At 65.7% G+C, this 20490-nt stretch carries 15 protein-coding genes and 1 riboswitch; of the genes, 11 read left to right on the forward strand and 4 right to left on the reverse strand.

What is annotated here, in order from left to right; genetic code table 11:
• Nucleotides 1-10 precede the first annotated feature (10 nt).
• The 4 genes from lptB (at nt 11) to ACP7BY_RS08010 (ending at nt 6493) form a co-directional block, all read left to right on the forward strand.
• A complete protein-coding gene (gene lptB, locus ACP7BY_RS07995) occupies nt 11-787 on the forward strand; it encodes an LPS export ABC transporter ATP-binding protein (RefSeq protein ID WP_033964713.1) in 777 nt (258 codons plus the stop codon).
• 128 nt (nt 788-915) lie between these two features.
• On the forward strand, nt 916-2433 hold the full coding sequence (rpoN, locus tag ACP7BY_RS08000; protein WP_033964714.1) for an RNA polymerase factor sigma-54: 1518 nt from the start codon (nt 916-918) through the stop codon (nt 2431-2433).
• A 62-nt stretch (nt 2434-2495) separates the two neighbouring features.
• A riboswitch (SAM-I-IV-variant riboswitch) is annotated at nt 2496-2605 on the forward strand.
• Nucleotides 2606-2657: 52 nt separating this feature from the next.
• The gene (locus ACP7BY_RS08005; protein WP_033964736.1) at nt 2658-3728 is read left to right on the forward strand and encodes a threonine aldolase family protein; all 1071 of its coding nucleotides are present in this window, start codon (nt 2658-2660) and stop codon (nt 3726-3728) included.
• 176 nt (nt 3729-3904) lie between these two features.
• Entirely contained in the window at nt 3905-6493 is a 2589-nt protein-coding gene (locus tag ACP7BY_RS08010) for a PAS domain-containing protein (protein WP_137902742.1), read from the forward strand.
• A gap of 36 nt (nt 6494-6529) precedes the next feature.
• Here ACP7BY_RS08010 and ACP7BY_RS08015 read toward each other — a convergent pair whose 3' ends face one another.
• Entirely contained in the window at nt 6530-7528 is a 999-nt protein-coding gene (locus ACP7BY_RS08015) for a ligase-associated DNA damage response exonuclease (RefSeq protein ID WP_033964716.1), read from the reverse strand.
• Nucleotides 7529-7815: 287 nt separating this feature from the next.
• Between ACP7BY_RS08015 and ACP7BY_RS08020 the strand changes: the two genes are divergently transcribed.
• From ACP7BY_RS08020 to ACP7BY_RS08050, 7 genes are all read left to right on the forward strand, one after another.
• Nucleotides 7816-10227: a ligase-associated DNA damage response DEXH box helicase gene (locus tag ACP7BY_RS08020; RefSeq protein ID WP_171010510.1), complete on the forward strand. Its 2412-nt coding sequence runs from the start codon at nt 7816-7818 to the stop codon at nt 10225-10227.
• Between the two features lie 42 nt (nt 10228-10269).
• Complete coding sequence (locus ACP7BY_RS08025; RefSeq protein ID WP_033964717.1) at nt 10270-11241, forward strand: retropepsin-like aspartic protease; 972 nt, start codon at nt 10270-10272, stop codon at nt 11239-11241.
• A gap of 60 nt (nt 11242-11301) precedes the next feature.
• Nucleotides 11302-12708: a M20/M25/M40 family metallo-hydrolase gene (locus ACP7BY_RS08030; protein WP_033964719.1), complete on the forward strand. Its 1407-nt coding sequence runs from the start codon at nt 11302-11304 to the stop codon at nt 12706-12708.
• A 138-nt stretch (nt 12709-12846) separates the two neighbouring features.
• Nucleotides 12847-14976 carry a TonB-dependent siderophore receptor gene (locus ACP7BY_RS08035; protein WP_033964738.1) on the forward strand — a complete coding sequence of 710 codons (2130 nt, stop codon included), beginning with the start codon at nt 12847-12849 and terminating at the stop codon, nt 14974-14976.
• An 8-nt stretch (nt 14977-14984) separates the two neighbouring features.
• Nucleotides 14985-15311: a hypothetical protein gene (locus ACP7BY_RS08040; protein WP_137902743.1), complete on the forward strand. Its 327-nt coding sequence runs from the start codon at nt 14985-14987 to the stop codon at nt 15309-15311.
• Nucleotides 15308-16870 carry a PepSY-associated TM helix domain-containing protein gene (locus tag ACP7BY_RS08045; protein ID WP_033964724.1) on the forward strand — a complete coding sequence of 521 codons (1563 nt, stop codon included), beginning with the start codon at nt 15308-15310 and terminating at the stop codon, nt 16868-16870. The genes ACP7BY_RS08040 and ACP7BY_RS08045 overlap by 4 nt, the downstream gene beginning before the upstream one ends.
• Before the next feature lie 5 nt (nt 16871-16875).
• Entirely contained in the window at nt 16876-17163 is a 288-nt protein-coding gene (locus tag ACP7BY_RS08050; RefSeq protein ID WP_137902744.1) for a DUF3325 domain-containing protein, read from the forward strand.
• Nucleotides 17164-17166: 3 nt separating this feature from the next.
• Here ACP7BY_RS08050 and phnX read toward each other — a convergent pair whose 3' ends face one another.
• The 3 genes from phnX to ACP7BY_RS08065 are packed head-to-tail and all read right to left on the reverse strand — an operon-like array spanning nt 17167 to nt 20419.
• Nucleotides 17167-17979, reverse strand: a complete 813-nt coding sequence (gene phnX, locus ACP7BY_RS08055; protein WP_033964728.1) for a phosphonoacetaldehyde hydrolase — start codon at nt 17977-17979, stop codon at nt 17167-17169.
• Nucleotides 17976-19112, reverse strand: coding sequence for a TIGR03364 family FAD-dependent oxidoreductase (locus ACP7BY_RS08060; RefSeq protein WP_033964729.1), 1137 nt, complete (start codon nt 19110-19112; stop codon nt 17976-17978). Before ACP7BY_RS08060 ends, phnX begins: the two co-directional genes overlap by 4 nt.
• Nucleotides 19109-20419 (reverse strand): DUF5690 family protein, encoded by a 1311-nt coding sequence (locus ACP7BY_RS08065; protein ID WP_033964731.1) that lies wholly within the window; start codon nt 20417-20419, stop codon nt 19109-19111. Before ACP7BY_RS08065 ends, ACP7BY_RS08060 begins: the two co-directional genes overlap by 4 nt.
• Between the last annotated feature and the right edge of the window lie 71 nt (nt 20420-20490).

Genomic DNA, 20490 nt, shown 5'->3' on the forward strand with positions numbered 1-20490 from the left:
GGGACCTGTAATGACCGAGACCCTCACCCTCGAAAACGCCCCGCCGATCGCCGAAGTGCCGGTGCTGGACGGCTTGTCGGTCGTGTCGATCGCCAAATCCTATGACAAGCGCAGCGTTTTGACCGATGTGTCGCTGTCGGTCGGCAAGGGCGAGGTGATCGGTCTGCTCGGCCCGAACGGTGCCGGCAAGACGACGTGCTTCTATTCGGTGATGGGGCTGGTGAAGCCCGATTCGGGCCGTATCATGCTCGACGGACAGGATATTACCGGCCTGCCCATGTATCGCCGCGCGATCCTGGGGCTGGGCTATCTGCCGCAGGAAACTTCGATCTTCCGCGGCATGACGGTCGAGCAAAACATCCTGAGCGTGCTCGAACTCGCGGTGCCCGACAAGGAGCAGCGCATGGCGCGGCTGACCACCTTGCTCGACGAATTCGGGCTGACGCGGCTGCGCGATTCCCCGTCGATGGCGCTATCGGGCGGGGAACGCCGCCGCGCCGAGATCGCGCGCGCGCTTGCTGCCGATCCGTCGATCATGCTGCTCGACGAGCCGTTTGCGGGCATCGATCCGCTGTCGATCGCCGACATTCGCGATTTGATCTGCGAACTCAAGAAACGCGGTATCGGCGTACTCATCACCGATCATAACGTGCGCGAGACGCTCGAAATCGTCGACCGCGCCTATATCATCTATGATGGCCGCGTGCTGTTCACCGGCTCGCCCGAGGAACTGGTGGCGGACGCGAATGTGCGGCGGCTGTATCTGGGTGAGGGCTTCTCGCTTTAGGGTATGCGGACTGCTCTTAATCCGTTCGTGCTGAGCTTGTCGAAGCACTGCTCGCCGCAGATGGGACCTTGCTCGCTGCGCGGGCCCTTCGACAGGCTCAGGGCGAACGGTATTTGGGTGGCCAGCCGATGAGCCTCGCGCCGCGCCTCGACCTGCGCCAGTCGCAATCGCTGGTGATGACGCCGCAATTGCAGCAGGCGATTCGCTTGCTGGCGCTGTCGAACCTCGAGGTTGAGGGCTTCCTCGCCGAGGAGATCGAGCGCAACCCGCTGCTCGAAGCAAGCGCACCCGATGATGACGGCCCTACGCAGGAACGCGAAGCCGATGCGCCGATCCGCGACGAACCCGCCACCGCCGACCAATTGCTGATCAGCGGGGGCGATGCCGGGGAGGCCTCGCTCGACGTCGATTTCACCGCCGAGAGCTTCCACCACGACAGCGCATCGGATTCGATCGGTGATCAGCCGGGCGCGGCGGGCATGGACGGCGCGCTTGGCCTCAACGGGGCCAGCAGCGGCGGCGGGATGGGGGAGGATGGCCCGGATTTCGACAGCTTTGCCGATACCGGCCTGACGCTGCAGGACCATCTGCTCGCCCAAGCGGGGACGGCGGTGGATGGGCCGGACCTGTTCATCGCGGCGCATTTGATCGACCAGATTGACGAATGCGGCTATTTGACCGCCGCGCTGCTCGATGTCGCAACCCGGCTGGGCGTGCCGCTGGTGCGGGTCGAGGCGGTGCTCGGCATCATCCAGACCTTCGATCCGACCGGGGTCGGCGCGCGCGATCTGGCCGAATGCCTGGCGCTGCAAGCCAAGGAGGCTGATCGCTACGATCCGTGCATGGCGCGGCTGATCGACAATCTCGATCTGGTTGCGCGCGGCGATCTCGCGCGGCTCAGGCGGTTGTGCGATGTCGATGACGAGGATCTCGCCGACATGATCCGCGAATTGCGCGGCTATGATCCCAAGCCCGGCTGCCGTTATGGCGGGGAGCCGACCCAGGCGGTGGTGCCCGATCTGTTCGTGGCGAAGCGCAAGGATGGCTGGGGCATCGAGATCAACGCCGCAACGTTGCCGCGCGTTCTGGTCAACCGCAGCTATTACAGCGAATTGTCGACCGCGCGCGGCGACAAAGCGAGCAAGGCGTGGCTGGGCGACATGCTCGCCAGCGCCAATTGGCTGGTGAAAGCGCTCGACCAGCGCCAGCGCACGATCATCAAGGTGGCGACCGAGATCGTGAAGCAGCAGGAGGCGTTCTTCCTGCACGGCGTCGCGCATTTGAAGCCGATGACGCTGCGCCAGGTGGCGGATGCGATCGAGATGCACGAATCGACGGTCAGCCGCGTCACCAGCAACAAATATCTGTCGTGCGCGCGCGGGCTGTATGAGCTGAAATACTTCTTCACCTCGGCGATCCAGTCGTCCGACGGTGGCGATGCGGTGTCGGCGCAGGCGGTGAAATCGGCGATCAAGGCGCTGATCGCGGGCGAGGGCGACAAGATCCTGTCGGACGATACGCTGGTCGAACTGCTCAACGCCAAGGGCTTTGACATTGCGCGGCGCACCGTCGCCAAATATCGCGAGGCGCTGGGCATCGGGTCGTCGGTGCAACGGCGACGCGCGCGGGCGCTGGGCGCGGGGTGATTGGCCTCGGATCGGGGTGCCCGGCAGCATCTTGATCTGCCGACGCTGAGCGGATACTCACGCGCCAGCATCAAGAGTCGGGACGACGCCCGACACCAACCTGCTTCCCAGCAAGGTGGTGCCTCCGTGCAAGCGGGGGGATGTGGCCGGACCGGCAACAAACGGGACTAAGCCACCTGTCGTACTGTTTCCTGGTGCCGAACCGGAAAAAGGACAGCGTGACGATGCCAAAAGCCCAGCAATTTGCCAGCGACAACTATGCCGGCATCTGCCCCGAAGCGTGGCGAGCGATGGAGCTTGCGAATGCGGGGTCGGCCAATGCCTATGGCGATGACGACTGGACGCAACAGGCATCCGATGCCTTTCGCAAACTGTTCGACACGCAATGCGAGGTGTTCTTTGCTTTCAACGGCACGGCGGCGAATTCCTTGGCGCTGGCGTCGCTCTGCCAATCCTATCATAGCGTGATCTGCTCGGCGCAGGCGCATGTCGAGACCGACGAGTGCGGCGCGCCGGAGTTCTTTTCCAACGGTTCCAAACTGTTGGTGGCACCGACGACAAGCGGCAAGCTTGACCCGCACGCGATTCGCAAGCTCGCCACCAGCCGCGCCGATATTCATTTTCCAAAGCCCCGCGTGGTGACCATTACGCAACCCACGGAAACCGGGCAGGTCTACACGATCGAGGAGATCGAGGCGCTGTCGGCGGTGTGCCGCGAACTCGGGTTGAGACTCCATATGGATGGTGCCCGATTTGCGCACGCGTGCGCTACGCTTGATTGTGCCCCGGCCGACATCACCTGGCGTGCCGGCGTGGACGTTTTGTGTTTCGGCGGCACCAAGAACGGCATGGCGGTTGGCGAAGCGGTGTTGTTCTTCGATCCCGCGCTGGCGCAGGATTTCGATTATCGCTGCAAGCAGGCAGGGCAACTTGCCTCCAAAATGCGCTTCCTGTCGGCCCCATGGGTGGGGTTGCTGGAGAGCGGCGCGTGGTTGACCAACGCGCAACATGGCAACGCCTGCGCGAAGGCCCTGGCAGCTGCGGTCGGAGACATGCCCGGCGTTGCGTTGATGTTCCCGGTCGAGGCGAATGCGGTGTTTCTGACCGCACCCGACATCGTGCTCGATCGCCTGCGGGAGCGCGGCTGGCGTTTCTACACCTTCATCGGCGGTGGGGCGCGCTTCATGTTTGCGTGGGACGCCGACCTGGCACGTGTGAACGCGCTGGCCCAGGATCTGCGCGAGATCAGTGGTCTCGTGTCGACCGAGGCCGCAGTGATGTTGGAGGATGCCTGACGCGTGTTGCGGACAAGATCCTGTTCGATCGAGCATTCTTTCAAGAACGCGTAGGATCTTGCCCGTCCTGCCCCTGCTTTTCTGTGCGATGGACCATTTCTGCGCGCTTGGCGTTATGATGGGAAGGATGATCCTTCGCTGCCGAGTACTTCGTGACGACTCCAGAAAAGCTACCTGTGCCTGACACTGTCGAACGCCCGACCGATCGGGCACCGCGGTTGACCGCCGATGCCGAGCGCATCGCGGCGGAGTTGATCGGGCAGGATCTGGGGACCGACCCGTTCGTGGCGGCGGTGCGCGCGACGCGGATGCCGATGATCATCACCAATCCGCGCTTGCCCGACAACCCGGTGGTGTTTGCCAACAACGCCTTTTGCCGGTTGAGCGGATATCCGCGCGACGAAATTCTCGGCCGGAACTGCCGTTTCCTGCAGGGGCCGGAGAGCGACCCCGCAACCGTGCAGCGCATTCGCGAGGCGGTCGAGCGGGTCGAGCCGCTCGAGATCGACATTCTCAACCACCGCAAGGACGGCGAGACCTTCTGGAACCGGCTGCTGATGGCCCCGGTGTTCGATACCGAGGGCGTGCTGGCCTATTTCTTCGCCAGCCAGGTCGATGTGACGATCGAGCGCGAGCGCCTGAAGGGGCTGGAAGACGATAACGCCTCGTTGATGGCGGAATTGACCGATCGGTTGCGGTTGCAGGAAGAACATGAGCGCGAACTCGCCTTCACCCTCAGGGCGGCACGGTTTGGCACATGGAGCCTGGATATTGCCAGCAAGCGCCTGACCGCGTCGGAAACGTGCAAGGAGATTTTCGGCCTGCGCGCCGATCAGCCGTTCACCTACCAGGATCGGCTGCAGGCGATCCATCCCGACGACCGCGGCAGGAGCGTGGCGGAGGTCGAGCGCTGCATCGCAGAGGGAAATGACTACGATATCGTCTACCGCATTTACCGCCCCGATGGCGAATTGCGCTGGCTGGCGTCGCGCGGACAGCCGTTCTTCGATGCGCAGGGCCGCGCGCTGCGCATCGCCGGGGTTTCGACCGACATCACCGACCAGCGCCGCGCCGAGCGGATGCGGTCCGCGCTGGTCGATTTGTCCGACGTTTTTCGCGATACCGAGGACCCCGACGATATCTCCTTTGCGGCGGCGGAGATCATTGCGCGGACGCTCGGGGTCAGCCGCGCCGGTTATGGCGAGGTCGACACGCGGGCCGAAACGATCACGATCGCGCGCGACTGGAATGCGCCGGGGGTGAACACGCTCGCCGGGGTGCTGCAGTTCCGCGACTATGGCAGCTATATCGACGATCTGAAACGCGGCGAAACCGTGATCGTCGAGGATGCCCGCACCGACCCGCGCACCGCCGAAACCGCCGCAGTGCTGGAGGAGATTTCGGCACGCGCCTTTGTCAACATGCCGCTCACCGAACATGGCGGGCTGGTCGCCTTGCTATACCTCAACCACGTCACACGGCGGACGTGGCACGAGGACGAGATCGCCTTCATGCGCGAAGTGGCGGAGCGAACGCGCATCGCGACCGAGCGTCGGCGCGCCGAACAGGAACTGGCGTTGCTTGCCGCCTCGCTCGAACAGCAAGTCGCCGAGCGGACCAGCGCGCTCCAAACTGCCGAGGATGCGTTGCGCCAATCGCAGAAAATGGAGGCGGTCGGGCAACTGACCGGTGGCGTTGCGCATGATTTCAACAATCTGTTGACCGTCATCCAATCGGCGACGGACTTGCTGAAGCGACCGGGACTGAGCGACGAACGGCGGGAACGGTATATCGATGCGATTTCCGACACTGCCGATCGCGCCGCCAAGTTGACGGGGCAATTGCTGGCCTTTGCGAGGCGGCAGGCGTTGAAGCCGGAAGTGATCGATGTCGGGCAAAGCCTGCACGTTATTTCCGACATGTTGCGCACGCTGACGGGCTCGCGCATCGTCATCGCGATCGACGTGCCCGACAAGCCGTGTTTCACCAATGTCGATCCCAGCCAGCTCGATACGGCCTTGGTCAACATGGCGGTCAATGCGCGCGACGCGATGAACGGTGCCGGGAATATCGCCATAGCGGTACGCGCGGTTCCCGCCATTCCGGCGGTTCGCGCGCACCCGGCGGTTGCGGGCCGCTATGTCGCGATATCGATCCGCGACACTGGAATCGGCATCGATCCCGATCAGATCGAGCGCATTTTTGAGCCTTTCTTCACCACCAAGGGGGTTGGGCAAGGCACTGGGCTCGGGCTTAGCCAGGTGTTCGGCTTCGCCAAGCAGTCCGGCGGCGATATCACGGTCGAGAGCAGCCCTGGCCAGGGTGCCACCTTCACCCTCTACTTGCCTCAGGTCGATCCGCCGACGGTACAGGCGACCGAGCCGCCGGTCGAAGGCGTTGCCGATGGGCACGGTGCCTGCGTGCTCGTGGTGGAGGACAATATCGAAGTCGGGACGTTCACCACCCAGTCGCTTGCCGAGCTTGGCTATGTCACGGTGTGGGCAGCCAATGCGCAGGATGCGCTGGCCGAACTCGCGCACGATGCCGCGCGCTTCGACGTGGTTTTTTCGGATGTGGTGATGCCCGGGATGAACGGCGTGGCCTTGGCCAAGACGATCCGGCGCGACTATCCCGATCTGCCCGTGGTGCTGACATCGGGGTATAGCAGCGTGCTGGTCGAAAGCGTGCCCGATGGCTTCGAGCTGCTGCACAAGCCGTATTCCGTCGAGCAACTTTCGCGCGTGTTGCGCAAGACGGTGCGGTGAGCCGGGCTGCAAGCGGCGCTGGCGCAATCGCAGGGGCTAGTCGTCTTCATCCTCAAAGCCCAGCAACGCCAGCGCGCGCGCCTTGATCTGGTGCGTCTGGCACCAATGCACCAGCGCATCCTCGCGGCCATGCGTCACCCACACTTCGCGCGGGGCGATTTCGGTGAGCGTCGCAGTCAGCTCGTCCCAATCGGCATGATCGGACAGGATCAGCGGCAGTTCGACGCCGCGCTGCACCGCGCGCTGGCGCACGCGCATCCAGCCGCTGGCCATCGCGGTGATCGGATCGGGCAGGCGGCGCGACCAGCGATCGGCGAGCGCGCCGGGCGGGGCGAGTACGATATGGCCCATCATTTCGGCCTTGCTCGCGGTGGTGGCGGGGCGCAGTTCGCCCAGCGCCACGCCGTGTTCCTCATACAGTGCGCAGAGCCGTTCGAGCGCGCCGTGGATGTAGATCGGCGCATCATGCCCGCGCGCGCGCAATTCGGCGATGACGCGCTGCGCCTTGCCCAGCGCATAGGCCCCGACCAGCACGCAGCGCGCCGGGTTGGCGTGGAGCGCGCTGGTCAATTTGTCGATCTCGTCGCCGGTGTCGGGATGGCGGAAGACCGGCAGGCCGAAGGTCGCCTCGGTGATGAACACGTCGCATTGGACCGGTTCGAACGGCGCGCAAGTGGGGTCGGCGCGGCGTTTGTAATCGCCCGAAACGACGATGCGCTCGCCACGATATTCGAGCAGGATCTGCGCCGATCCCAGCACATGCCCGGCGGGGACGAAGGTGGCGGTGACTTCGCCGAAACGGTGGCTGTCGCCATATGCGATCGGGTGGCCCGCCTGGGGGCCGTAGCGCGTTTCCATGATCGCGAGCGTTTCCGGCGTCGCCCATACCGCGCCGTGGCCGCCGCGCGCGTGATCGGCATGGCCGTGCGTCACCAGCGCCACCGGCGACGGGCGCGCCGGATCGACCCACAGGTCGGCGGGTTTCACATAGAGGCCGTGCGGGTGCGGTTCGACCCAGTCGCCGAGCTTTGCCATCGTGCCTATATGGGCGGGATGGCCGATGGTTCCCAGTTTGGAGATTGTGTTCCGATCTCCCTCTCCCTTATCTCCCTCTCCCATCGGGAGAGGAGTTTCGGGTCGGTCGTGCCCCCGGCACGACCTGAACAGCGCGGGGCGCTGTTCACCCGAAACTGGGCCCGCGCCGCAGGCGTGGGAAGGGTGAGGGTGACAGGTTTTGCCGTTGCGCGACCTGTCACCCTCACCCTTCCGCCGCTTTGCGGCTCCCTCCCTCTCCCAAGGGGAGAGGGACTGTGGGGCGCGGTTTGACCGCTCCGCTCCCCCCCGCGATCACCGAATGGTTCGCCGCCAAGGGCTGGGCGCCGCGCGCGCATCAGCTGGCGATGCTCGATGTCGCGCGCACGGGCGATCATGGCTTGCTCGTCGCCACCACTGGTGCGGGGAAGACGCTCGCGGGGTTCTTGCCGACACTGGCCGATCTGGTCGAGGCCCCGAGCGAGGGACTGCACACGCTCTATGTCTCGCCGCTAAAGGCGCTGGCGGTGGATGTGCAGCGCAATCTGCTCACCCCGATCGCCGAAATGGGGCTCGACATCCGCGTCGAGACGCGCACTGGCGACACGCCCTCCGACCGCAAGGCGCGACAGCGCATTCGCCCGCCGCAGATCCTGCTGACCACGCCCGAATCGCTCAGCCTGTTGCTCAGCTATCCCGATAGCAGCCTGATGTTCGAAGGGCTGAAGACGATCGTGGTCGATGAGGTCCACGCCTTCGCCACCGGCAAGCGTGGCGATTTGTTGAGCCTGTGCATGGCGCGGCTGCAACGCCTCGCCCCCGGTCTGCGCCGTGTGGCGCTGTCGGCGACGGTGGCCGATCCCGATGCCTATCGCGCCTGGCTCGCGCCCGATGGCGATATCGATGCGGTGCGGTTGGTGCGCGGAGCGGCGGGCGCGCCGCCCAATGTCACGATCCTGCTGCCGCAGGGGCGCGTGCCATGGTCGGGCCATTCGGGGCGCTATGCCGCCGAACAGGTGATCGCCGAGATCGAGACGCACAAGACGACGATCGTGTTCTGCAACACCCGCGCGCTGGCCGAATTGATCTTCCAGGATCTTTGGAAGGTCAACGCGATGAACTTGCCGCTTGGCGTGCATCACGGCTCGCTCAGCCTGGAGGCGCGGCGCAAGGTCGAAGGCGCGATGGCCGATGGGCGGTTGCGCGGGCTGGTGGCGACCTCCTCGCTCGATCTTGGGGTCGATTGGGGCGATGTCGATTGCGTGATCCAGATGGGCGCGCCCAAGGGATCGTCGCGGTTGCTGCAGCGCATCGGGCGCTCCAACCACCGGCTCGATGAACCCTCCGAGGCGATCGTCGTGCCCGGCAATCGCTTCGAATATCTCGAGGCGCGTGCGGCGCTCGACGCAATCGAGGCGGGCGAACTGGATGCCGATGTGTTCCGCATGGGCGCGCTCGACGTGCTGGCGCAGCATGTGATGGCGTGTGCCTGTGCCGCGCCCTTCCGCGAAGAGGCACTGCTCGACGAAGTGCGGTCGGCCCTGCCTTACTCCGCGCTGACGGCGGACACCTTCGCGCAAGTGCTCGGCTTCGTGCGCGATGGCGGCTACGCGCTGAAGGCCTATGACAAGTTCAAGCGGCTGACGCAGGAGCCGGACGGAAGCTGGCGCGTCAGCCATCCGCGTTTCATCGCGCAGCACCGGCTGAACGCCGGGATCATCGTCGAGGCGACGATGCTGAGCGTGCGCTTCGGCAATGGCCGCACATTGGGGCGCGTCGAGGAGGGGTTCGCCGCGACGCTGTCGCCGCGCGATACCTTCTTCTTTGCCGGGCTGAGCCTGGAGGTCGAGCGGATCGATACCGAGGCGGTGGTGGTGCGCGCGACCTCGCGCCCCGCGCGCATCCCAAGCTATGGCGGCGCGCGGATGCCGCTGTCGACCAATCTCGCCGAGCGCGTGCGCGGCTTTCTGGCGAGCCCCACGGGGTGGCACCGCTTCCCCGACGATGTGCGCGAATGGCTGGAGGTGCAGCAGCAGCGATCGGTGCTGCCGCGACCGGGGCAATTGCTGGTCGAGACCTTCCCGCGCGAGGGGCGGCATTATCTGGTCGCGTACAGCTTCGAGGGTTGGAACGCGCATCAGTCGCTAGGCATGCTCATCACGCGGCGGATGGAGACGCAGGGGCTGAAGCCGATCGGCTTCGTCGCCAATGATTATGCGCTGGCGTGTTTCGGGCTTGAGTCCGTAACCGACCCGGCAGCGTTGTTCTCGCGCGATATCCTGGAGGATGAATTCGTCGATTGGGTGCAGCAATCCTCGCTCCTGAAACGCGCGTTTCGCGAGGTCGCGGTGATTGGCGGGCTGGTCGAGCGGCAGATTCCGGGCAAGCGCAAGACCGGCAAGCAAGTCAGTTTCTCGACCGACCTGATCTATGACGTGCTGCGCAAATATGAGCCCGGCCATTTGTTGCTGCAGGCGGCGTGGGCCGATGCGCGCGCGCGGATGACCGATGTCGGGCGCTTGGCCGATCTGCTCGACCGCGCGGCGGACACGATGCTGCATGTGCCATTGGAGCGGATTTCGCCGCTGGCGGTGCCGGTGCTGACGCTGATCGGGCGCGAGCATATCGCGCAGGGGCTGGCCGACGATGCGTTGCTGCTGGAGGCCGAAGTGCTGGCGGCGGAAGCGATGCGGCTCGATTGACCGGGCTTGTTACAGACCCGGCGCGGGCGTAGCTTCGCGGATATGGCCCCGGCGCTCGTCTTGATCGTGCCGTTGGCAACGGCGCTCGCCGCCGCGCCGCTCCAGACCCGCGGGCCACCCCCGCCGTCCGCTGCGACGCAGCAGGAAGAGTCCGAAACGCCCGCCGATGCGCTTGGCTTTACCGATGACGGGCTGCGCATGTCGGTGCCGGTGATGATCGGCCAGAACGGCCCCTATCGCTTCATTGTCGACACCGGTGCCGAACGCACCGTCATCGCACGCGACCTCGCGACTGCACTCGGGCTGGCACCGGGTAAACGGGTTCGTATCAGCGCGATGGCTGGCTCGACCGGGGCGGGTACCTTCGTCTTGCCCGAGATCAGCATCGGTGCGGAGACGTTGGTCGAGGGCGCTCGGCTGCGCGGATCGGGGATCGAGGCACCCGCATTGCTCGCGGGTAATCTGGGCGGGCAGGGGTTGGTCGGCATTGATACGCTGCAAGGCCGCGCAGTGACGATCGATTTCGCCGCGCGTACGATGACGGTGGTGCCGGCGACCAAGCGCACCAAGCGCGAAGTGTTCGGCCCGGGCGACATCGTGGTGCGTGCGCGCAATCGCGCGGGCCAGCTCGTCGTCACCGATGCCAGCTATGAAGGGCATAAGGTGCGCGTGGTGATCGATACCGGCGCAGTCGTCAGCATGGGCAATCTCGCCTTGCGGCGATTGGTCGGGGATGATCTGGCGCAGGCGCAACCGATGACCTTGCTCAGCGTAACCGGCGGCAAGCTCGAGACGCAATTCGGATTGGTGCCGCGTTTCGCGATCGGCGACACCGGCTTTGCCAATTTGCCGGTGGCGTTTTCGGATGCCGCACCCTTTGCCCGGCTTGGGCTGACCGCACGCCCGGCGCTGTTTCTCGGCATGGATGCGCTGCGCCTGTTCGGGCAGGTGCGGATCGATTTCGCCAATCACGAATTGCGCTTCGCCAAACCAAAGCGTGCCGCGACGCGCTAACGGTTGCGTTACGCCCAAGCCGCGTTAGCCTCCTCCCGACATAACCTTGGGGGCTTTACCATGCGCGCGATCAGCACATTTTTGGGGGCGACGATTTTGGGAGTGGCGGGGCTTGCCAGCGCGGCCTTGGCGCAGGACCGCCCCGACCAGAAGGCCTATCTCGGCCTCTACAAGCAACTGGTCGAAACCAACACGACGCTGTCGAGCGGAAGCTGCACGACGGCGGCGGCGCAGATTGGCGCGCGGTTGAAGGCGGCGGGCTATGCCGACCAGGACATTACCTATTTTGCGGTGCCCGATCATCCCAAGGATGGCGGGCTGGTCGCGGTGCTGAAGGGGAGCGATGCCACGGCCAAGCCGATCCTGTTGCTGGCGCATCTCGACGTGGTCGAGGCCAAGCGCGCGGACTGGGTGCGCGATCCGTTCACGCTGATCGACGAGGGCGGCTATTATTACGGGCGCGGCACCGTCGACGACAAGGCGATGGCGGCGGTGTGGGCCGACAGCATGGTCCGCTTCAAGGCCGAAGGCTATCGGCCAAAGCGCACGATCAAGCTCGCTTTGACATGTGGCGAGGAAACCACCTTTGCCTTTAACGGCGCGGAATGGCTGTCCAAGAACAAGCGCGACCTGATCGATGCCGAGTTCGCGCTAAACGAAGGTGGGGGCGGGCGCTACGGCCCCGATGGCAAGCCGCAATTGCTCGCGCTGCAGGTCGGCGAGAAGGCCGCGCAAAACTATACGTTCGAGACGACCAACCCTGGCGGGCACAGCTCGCAACCGGTGCCGGACAATGCCATCTATCAGCTCGCGGACGCGTTGAAGGCGGTGCAGGGCTATGAGTTTCCGGTAAAGTTTACCGAGACGACGCGGGCGTTCTTCGGCATGGCCGCGCTTGGCTCGCCCGCGCCGCTGCGCACGGCGATCACGGCCTTGCTGGCCAATCCGCAAGATACGGCGGCCGACAAGATCGTCAGCAGTGACAAGATGATGCATTCGACGCTGCGCACGACCTGCGTCGCGACCATCGTGAATGCGGGCCATGCCGAAAATGCGTTGCCGCAGCGCGCCACCGCCAATGTGAATTGCCGCATCTTCCCCGGCGAGACAGTGGAGGGCACACTGGCCAAATTGCAGGAACTCGCTGGCCCTGCGGTAAAGGTGACCGCCAACGCGCCGATCCGCCCGACCGCCGTCCCGCCCGCGCTCGATCCCAAGGTCGTCGGTCCGGTCAAGGCGGTCGCGGCGAAGCATTTTCCGGGCCTGCCGCTTCTGCCGCTGATGTCGACGGGCGCAACCGACGGTGTATTTCTCGAGGCGGTCGGCATCCCGGTGTACGGCGTGCCGGGCTTCTTCCTGGATAAGGATGGCAACGGGATGCACGGGTTGAACGAGCGGATGCGCAAGGATTCGCTGTATCAGGGCCGCGACTATCTGTTTGATTTGGTGAAGGCCTTCGCGGGATGATCGCAAGCGGTGGTGGCGGGCCGGTCCCGCCGCCACCGCCGACGGCCATTCGCCGCCGGACCATTTTTCGAATAATTGCTATTGATAATCGATCTCAAAAAGGACATTGCGCGGCCCTCGATAAAAGAGGGATTCGCAGTGAAACAGCATTTCGTATCGGCGCTCCTGCTTGGCACCGTCGTGATCGGCAGCCCGGCTTTGGCGCAAAGCCAGAGCGATCTGGAGGACGGCACGATCGTCGTAAACGGTCAGCGTCCGCGCAACGAAGCGTCCGCAGGCACCAAGAGCGCCGTGCCGATCGCCGAGACGCCACAGTCGATCAGCGTGATCAGCGCGGCGGACATTGCCGACCTCGGGCTGCAGAACCTCAACCAGGCGCTGCGCTTTGTGGCGGGTGCGACGACCGAGCAGCGCGGGTCGAGCGCCGAAGTGTATGACCAGTTCAAGCTGCGCGGCTTCGACGCGCCGCAATTTCTCGATGGACTGAAGTTGATCGACGGTGCGGGCTACCTGTCGCCGCAGATCGACGTCTCACGGCTCGACCGGATCGAGGTGGTGAAAGGGCCGGCATCGGTGCTCTATGGCCAATCGGGTCCGGGCGGCCTGATCGCGATGTCGAGCAAGCTGCCGCTCGACCGTGACTTTTACGGCGCGGTGTCGGGCACTTATGGCACCTATGATTTGTACCGCGCCGATGCCGATGTCGGCGGGCGTGCCGGATCATCGATCCTGTGGCGCGTGAACGGCACCGTCAATGGCGCGCATACGCAGCAGGATTTCGGCAAGCGCGAGCGCGAGGCAATCTCGGGCGCGGTGACGATCGGCGCGGGCCACGCGACCAGCCTGACGCTGCTCGGTGCCTATTCGCATGATCCGTATAACGGCACGTACGGCGTGTTCCCGGCATCGGGCACGTTCCTGGCCAACCCCAATGGCCAGATCCCGACCACGCGCGATTTCGGCGAGCCGGGGAATGTCTTCAAGCGCGAGCAGGTGGCGGGCACCTATATCCTCAACCATGATTTCGGATCGGGGTGGAGCGTCCGCGCGTCGGGGCGCTATCAGCATGCCACCTCCAATCTCGGGATCGTTTACGCCAGTGGATCGCTGACCAACAGCGCGACCAGCACGACGCTATATGACCGCGCATCCTATGCGACGCGCGAACGGAGCGATTCCTGGGTGTTCGACAACCAGCTTCGCGGCAGTTTCTCGACCGGGCCGCTGACGCATGCGGTGCTGCTGGGGGTCGACCATCAGGCCGGTCACGCGCGCGAAGTCTATGCCTTTGGCACCGCCACGCCGCTTGACGGCTATCATCCCATTTACGGCACGATGGCGGTGCCGCTGACGCCCGAGACGGTGCCTGGCGGCACGGTCGGGGTGCTCGCGCCGCGCAAGACGCAAACCGGCCTCTATGCGCAGGACGAGATTTCGACGGGCGGGCTGCGGGTGGTGCTGAGCGGTCGGCAGGATTGGGCGCGGACGACTTCGGGTGCCGCCGCGCCGGAAACGTCGCAGAAATTCACCTATCGCGCGGGCGTCCTGTACACGACCGCGTTCGGGCTTGCGCCTTATGCCAGCTACTCGACCTCGTTCGAGCCGCAGAGCGGAACGGTGCAGAATGCCGATGGCACGCTCCGCCAGGCCAAACCCTCGCTCGGCAAGCAGATCGAACTTGGCGCGAAATACACCGTGCCGGGCAGCAAGATCCTCGTCACGGCGGCGTGGTTCCAGATCGACCAGACCAATTTGCTGACCGCGATCCCCAATTCGTTGTTCGCGCTGCAAAGCGGGAAGGTGCGCTCCACCGGCTTCGAAGTCGAGGCCAATGCACCGCTGCCCTACGGCTTCAACGCCAAGCTGGCGTATAGTCGGCAGAAGGTGCGCACCATCGCCGATGCCGATCCGGCCAATATCGGTAACGGTATTCTCGGCGTCGGGCGCGGCGGGGTTTCCGCCAATCTCGAATGGGCACCGCGTCAGGGAGCCTGGCAAGGCTTCGCCATTGGCGGGGCGGTGCGGCATGTCGACAGCATTTATGCGGGGACCACCGCGCGGGTCAGCACGCCGGGGTTCACGCTGTTCGACGGGCAGATCCGCTACGACCTCGGTCGGCTTGCGCCACGTCTCGAGGGCCTGACCTTGGGCGTGAACGCCGCCAACATCTTCGACAAGAAATATGTAACGACGTGCTATCTCGATTATGCCTGGTGCTGGTATGGCAACCGCCGCACCGTGCAAGGCACGATCGCCTATCGTTGGTGAGGGCGGCAGTGTCGCAACGCCCCACTTTTCCGAAACGAGATGCCGCCCGCGCCTGGCGACGGCGCGGCGATACCGCGCTGCGCGTCGTTGCGGCGATCCCGGGCGGCTATGCCGTCGCGAGTCTGTGGGCGATGGCGCTGGCGCGGGTGCTGCCATTTGGGGCGGCGCAGGCGACCTTCGCCGCCACGATCGTCGCCTTCGCGATTTGCGCGTTCACCGCAATGTGGGCGTTTGCCGCGCGCAGCGGCTGGAGGGCGCTGTGGACGATCGTGCTGGCGGGGATCGTTGCTGCCGGGATCACCGCTGTGTCGATCCACGCGTGGGGCCGGGTATGAAGACGGGGTTCCGCCAGAGCCAGGCGACGCTCCACACATGGTCCGGCTTGCTGGTCGGCTGGGTGTTGTTCGTCGTGTTCCTCACCGGCACCACGGCCTATTGGCGCGAGGCGCTGAACCGTTGGGCGCAACCCGAACTGCCCGCGATTACGGATCCGTTGACGGTCGTGCGGGGTGCGCAAGCCTTTCTCACGCGGCAAGCGCGGGGGGCCGACTCCTGGTTCATCACCGTGCCGACCACGCGCTCGGCGAGCGGGAGCGTCTATTGGGTGCCGGGGGCGGACACGCCGCCCAAGCATGACGGCGGCGAGGCCTCCGCGAGGATCGACGGTGCTGGTCACCCCGTGGTTGCGCGCGCGACGCGCGGCGGGGATTTCTTCTACCGCTTCCATTTCGACCTGTTTTACCTGCCGGTGCTGTGGTCGCGCTGGATCGTCGGCACTTGCGCGATGTTCATGCTGGTCGCGATTTTGACGGGTATCGTCACGCACAAGAAAATCTTCCGCGATTTCTTCACGCTGCGGCGGGGCAAGGGCCAGCGATCGTGGCTGGATGGGCACAATGCCGCAGCCGTGCTCGGCCTGCCATTCCACTTGATGATTACCTATACCGGGCTGGTCACGCTGGCGACGATGCTGATGCCATGGGCGGTGGTCGCCAATTATAGCGATACCGGCACCTTCGGCGAAATCCTGTACCCGCAGGCTCCGGTGGTGGCGCGTACCGGGCGGGCCACGCCGCTGGTCGATCTGGCGCGGGTGGTGCGCGATGGACAAGCCCGGCTGGGCGGGCCCGTCGATGCGATCCTGGTGACCTTTGCCGGGGATGCGGCGGCGCGAGTCACGCTGGCCAAAAGCAGCCAGGCATCACTGTCCAACTTCACCCCCAAGCTCGGCTATGATGGCGTGAGCGGTCGCCTGATCTGGGCGTCGCCGCCGCCTGGTGGCGCGCAGGTCACGGCGGGCGCGATGATTGGGCTGCATGCCGGACGTTTTGCCGATACCGCGATCCGCTGGGTATATTTCCTGTGCGGCCTTGGCGGCACGTTGATGGTGGCGAGCGGGCTGGTGCTGTGGACGGTCAAGCGGCGGGAAAAGCTGCCCGATCCAGCGCGGCCGCATTTCGGTTTCCGCTTGGTTGAGCGGTTGAATGTCGGGTTCATCGCGGGGTTTCCGGCGGCGATGGTGGGCTTTCTCTGGGCCAATCGCCTGTTGCCGCCGCTGCTGCCGCAGCGTGCAGACGCGGAAGTGAATGTCATGTTCGCTTTATGGGGCGTGCTGCTGCTCTACGCCTTTCTGCGCAAACCGACGCGCGCGTGGGTTGACCTGCTGGGGTTGACGGCGGGCTTGCTGCTGGCGCTGCCCGTCTTCGACATGCTGGCGACCGACAGGGGGTTGCCTCGGACGATCGCCAGCGGTGACTGGACGCTGGCTGGGGTCGATCTGACCTTGCTTGCCTTAGGGTGCGCTTTCGGCTGGATGGCGCGCGCCGTCGCGCGGCACCGCGCGCGCCCGCGACGCGTACGATCGCGCGCCGCCGCCACGGTGCTCGCAGGGTGAAGGCTGTGGCGTTCCTGCTCGGGCTCATCGCCTTCATGCTGTTTGCGCTCTCGACCAATCGCCATCACGAGCGCGGCTGGGGCCGACGGTGTTCGCCGCGTGCCGCGACCCGCTTGCGCATCGCCGCGTGGGTCTGCGTCGGGGTCGATTTCGTCATGGCGATCGTGGCGTGGGGCGCTGTGTTCGGGCCGATCGGCTGGGTGGCAAGCTGCATGGTCGGCGCGGCCGCGACCTTTCTGCTGCTCAACCTGCTGCCTGCCGCGCTGCCGCCCCGCACGCCGCCAAGGCCCTAGCCCCTATGCGGCAGGGCGTTCGCCCGCTTCGATCCGGCGTGCGATGGTTTCGAGCACGGGCCACAGATCGGCCACGCTGTCGATGACATAATCCGCGCCGGCCTCATGCAGGTCGGCGGCGGCGGCGGCGATGCGGCGGGCGCGCTCTTCGGGGGCGAGCGCGAGCAAAGCGTCATGGCTGAGGCCAACGCCATTGCCGGAAGCAGCAAGCCCGACCGTCCAGGCTCCGGCTGCCTTGCCCTCGCCAATGCCGACCGTGGCGTCATCGACCTTCACGCACGCTGCGGCGGGCCATACGCCGAGCTCGACCAGGCCCTTCCACAGCATCAGCGGGGAGGGGCGGCCCTCCAGCGTTTCGCCCGAGCAGACCACCACATCGGGCGCATAACCCTGTTCGGCGGCGAGCGGCAGGATGTCGGCCATCATCGGGCGGGTGTAACCGGTGCAGGACGCGATCTTCACGCCGTGCGCGCGCAGCGTCGCGGTGAGCTCGACCGCACCGGGGATCAGTGCCGCGCAGTCCTTGGCCGCGCCGCGCATCATCGGTTCGACCGCATCGTGCAAGGTGGTCACGTCGCTTTCGGCAGGGGATGTCGCGTGCGCCGCCTGCCACGCTTCGGCCACGCGCGGCTTGGCCAGGATCGCGCGGATATGGTCGCGTTTGGCGCGGCCCATATCGGCGCGGGCTTCCTCTTCGGAAATGGCCACACCGGCATCGGCGAAGACGCGCTGCAGCGCGATGACGGGCGCGCAGCAGCCATGATCGATCATCGTGCCCGCCCAATCGAGCACCACGGCCTTGATCGGAAAACTCATGCAACGGCTCCTTGGGGTTGCGCCGCGATCGCCGCGATCGTTTCCTCGGCAAGCGCAAAGGCGGTCGAGGCACCGGTGCCGCTGGTCACCGTCACCACCTGTACGCCGGGCAGCGGGCGCGTGACGCGACTGTGGCTGGCGGCGGAGGCATAGGTCCCGGTCCAGCGTTCGAGCACCGGCGGGACATGCCCGAACACCGCGCGGAATTCGTCGAGGATCAGTGCATCGACCGCGTCCTTGCTGAACGGATCGGGCGTGGTGGCATAATGATGGCTGTCGCCGACGACCAGGCTGCCATCGGCGCTTTGCACCACAATCAGATGGATGCCGTTGGCGAGGTGGTCGGCCTGTTCGGCCTCCAGCCGCTGCCGCAGCGCCGCCGCCTCGGGCAAGGCCGCATAGCCGAGATAGCGCACCATGCCGAGATCGGACATGATCGCCCCGGGCAGGCGGTAGCCCGGGTCGGCGAGGCGCAGCATCTGCAGCTTGCAGCGCGTGATTCCGGCGAGGGAGTCGGGGAAGAGCGTGGCGAGATCGTCGCCGGGGCAGACGATGATCGCGCGCGCGGGGATCGTGCCGACCGAAGTATCGAGCTGCCCGGTCTCGACGCCGTGCACCGCGACGCCGCGCCAGAATTCGACGCCGTGATGCGCGGCGAGCCATGCCGCCAGCTTTGGGATGGCGGTGCGCGATTCGACGCGGATGTCGATCGCGCTGGTCAGCACGCCTTCCAGCGCGGCCGGGTGGATCGGGCCGAGCAGCGCTTGCGCCGCCTCGGCGTCATGCCAGGCGCACCCTTCCGCCATATCGGTCTGCAGGAAGGCCGCGCACACCGCGCGTGCCTCGGGCCGCTGGGCCACCATCGTCAGGCCGTGATGCTCGACCGCGATCCCGGCAGGCCCGGCCACTTCCATCCACACATCGCGCGAGCGGCGCGCGCGCCGCCAGACGGTGCCCTGTTCCTGGCCGGTGACGGTGACGAAGCCAAAATTGCGGATCGAGGCGCCATTGGCCTGTGCATCGCGGTCGATCACCAGCACACGGCGTCCGTCGCGCGCAGCGGCGAGCGCATGGGCGAGGCCGACGATCCCCGCGCCGACGATGGCGACGTCGTAGGAGTCGAGCTCGCTCATGCTGGCACCGCTGCCAGAGTCTCAGCGGCACGCTGTTCCGGGGCGCGGCGGAAGAAATACAGCGCAGCGAACAACGTCAGCACCGTGCCGACCACGCTGGTGACATAGGCCCCGCCCATGAAGAAGCTCAGCCAGTCGAGCGAGCGTTGTCCGAAATTGCGCCACAGTAGCAAGGCCACGCTGCCGAGATAGCCGAACGAGTCGGCGACATAGATCAGAAAACCGGCATTCGCGATGCGACCGCTGGCCGCCACCATCCGGTCGAACAGCACTGCGTTGATCGGGCTATAGGCGATGTAGAGCCCCGAACCCGACAGCACCACCCACACAAAGGGCGAGATCAAATGCGCCTGAAACGCAACCGTCGAGACCCCAAGCAGCGCGAAGCCGCTCGCGATCATGATATGGATGACGAGCAACGCGCGGCGGTTGTCGCGCACCAGAATGACCAGCGCCATGCCGGCAAGCGCGATCAGTGCGACGGGAAGCTCGCTTGCCGAGAAGATTGCAGCCTTCCCGCCATAACCGAGCGCGGCCCAGATCTCGGCGGCGAAATTGTCGCGGAAATCGCGAAAGGCGGTGAGCAGGACATAGGCGATAACGATCGCGATCAGCCCGGGCGCATAGGCTTTGAGGAAGCTCCGGCGCTCGGCCCCGGTCATCGGTGCGCGTTTGACGCGTTCGGCCTCGTCGCGCGCGCTCGGCGGCGGCAGCATGCTCAGCACCCAGACCGACACCAGCAACAGCGGCATGAACAGCAGGCCGGTCGCGGCGGGCATCCAGAAGCGGTCGACATGCTCGCTTTGCATCAGCCAGGTGCCGACCGATTTGACCACGCCCGACGACAGGATGAAGCTCGCGCACAACATCGAGGCGAGCACCTCGGATACGCGCCGACCCTCCATGAAACCAAAGACCAGCCCCCAGATCATGCCAAGCGGCACACCGTTGAGGAACAAGGCCGCGACGTTCCACGGTGCCGGGATGATCGCGAAGGCGACCAGCGCCAGCCAGGACAGGCCGATCAGACCGAGGATGGCAACGGCGCGGTGGCGCGGCGCGATTTCCGACACGACCTTTATGCCGATGAACTTCGACAGCGCATAGCCTGCGACCTGTGCGACGATCAGCGCGATCTTGTAATCGAGCATCCAATGCCAGCCCGGCACCATTTCGAAGGTCGCCGCCGTGAAGGGCTTGCGAAAGGCGTACATCGCGAAATAGGCGCAGAAACCCGCGGTTCCGGCGACCGCCGTGAACACCGCAGGATGGGCCTGCCCCAAAGCGCGTCGAAAACGACTTTCCACCTCTGTACCCCGGCCCGATCCCACTGCGACTGGCCCTAAGCGCGCTGTATGACAGTCTCGCGTCGGCTGCT

Source organism: Sphingomonas sp. PSPC2-2 (assembly GCF_049897725.1).
GTDB lineage: Bacteria > Pseudomonadota > Alphaproteobacteria > Sphingomonadales > Sphingomonadaceae > Sphingomonas.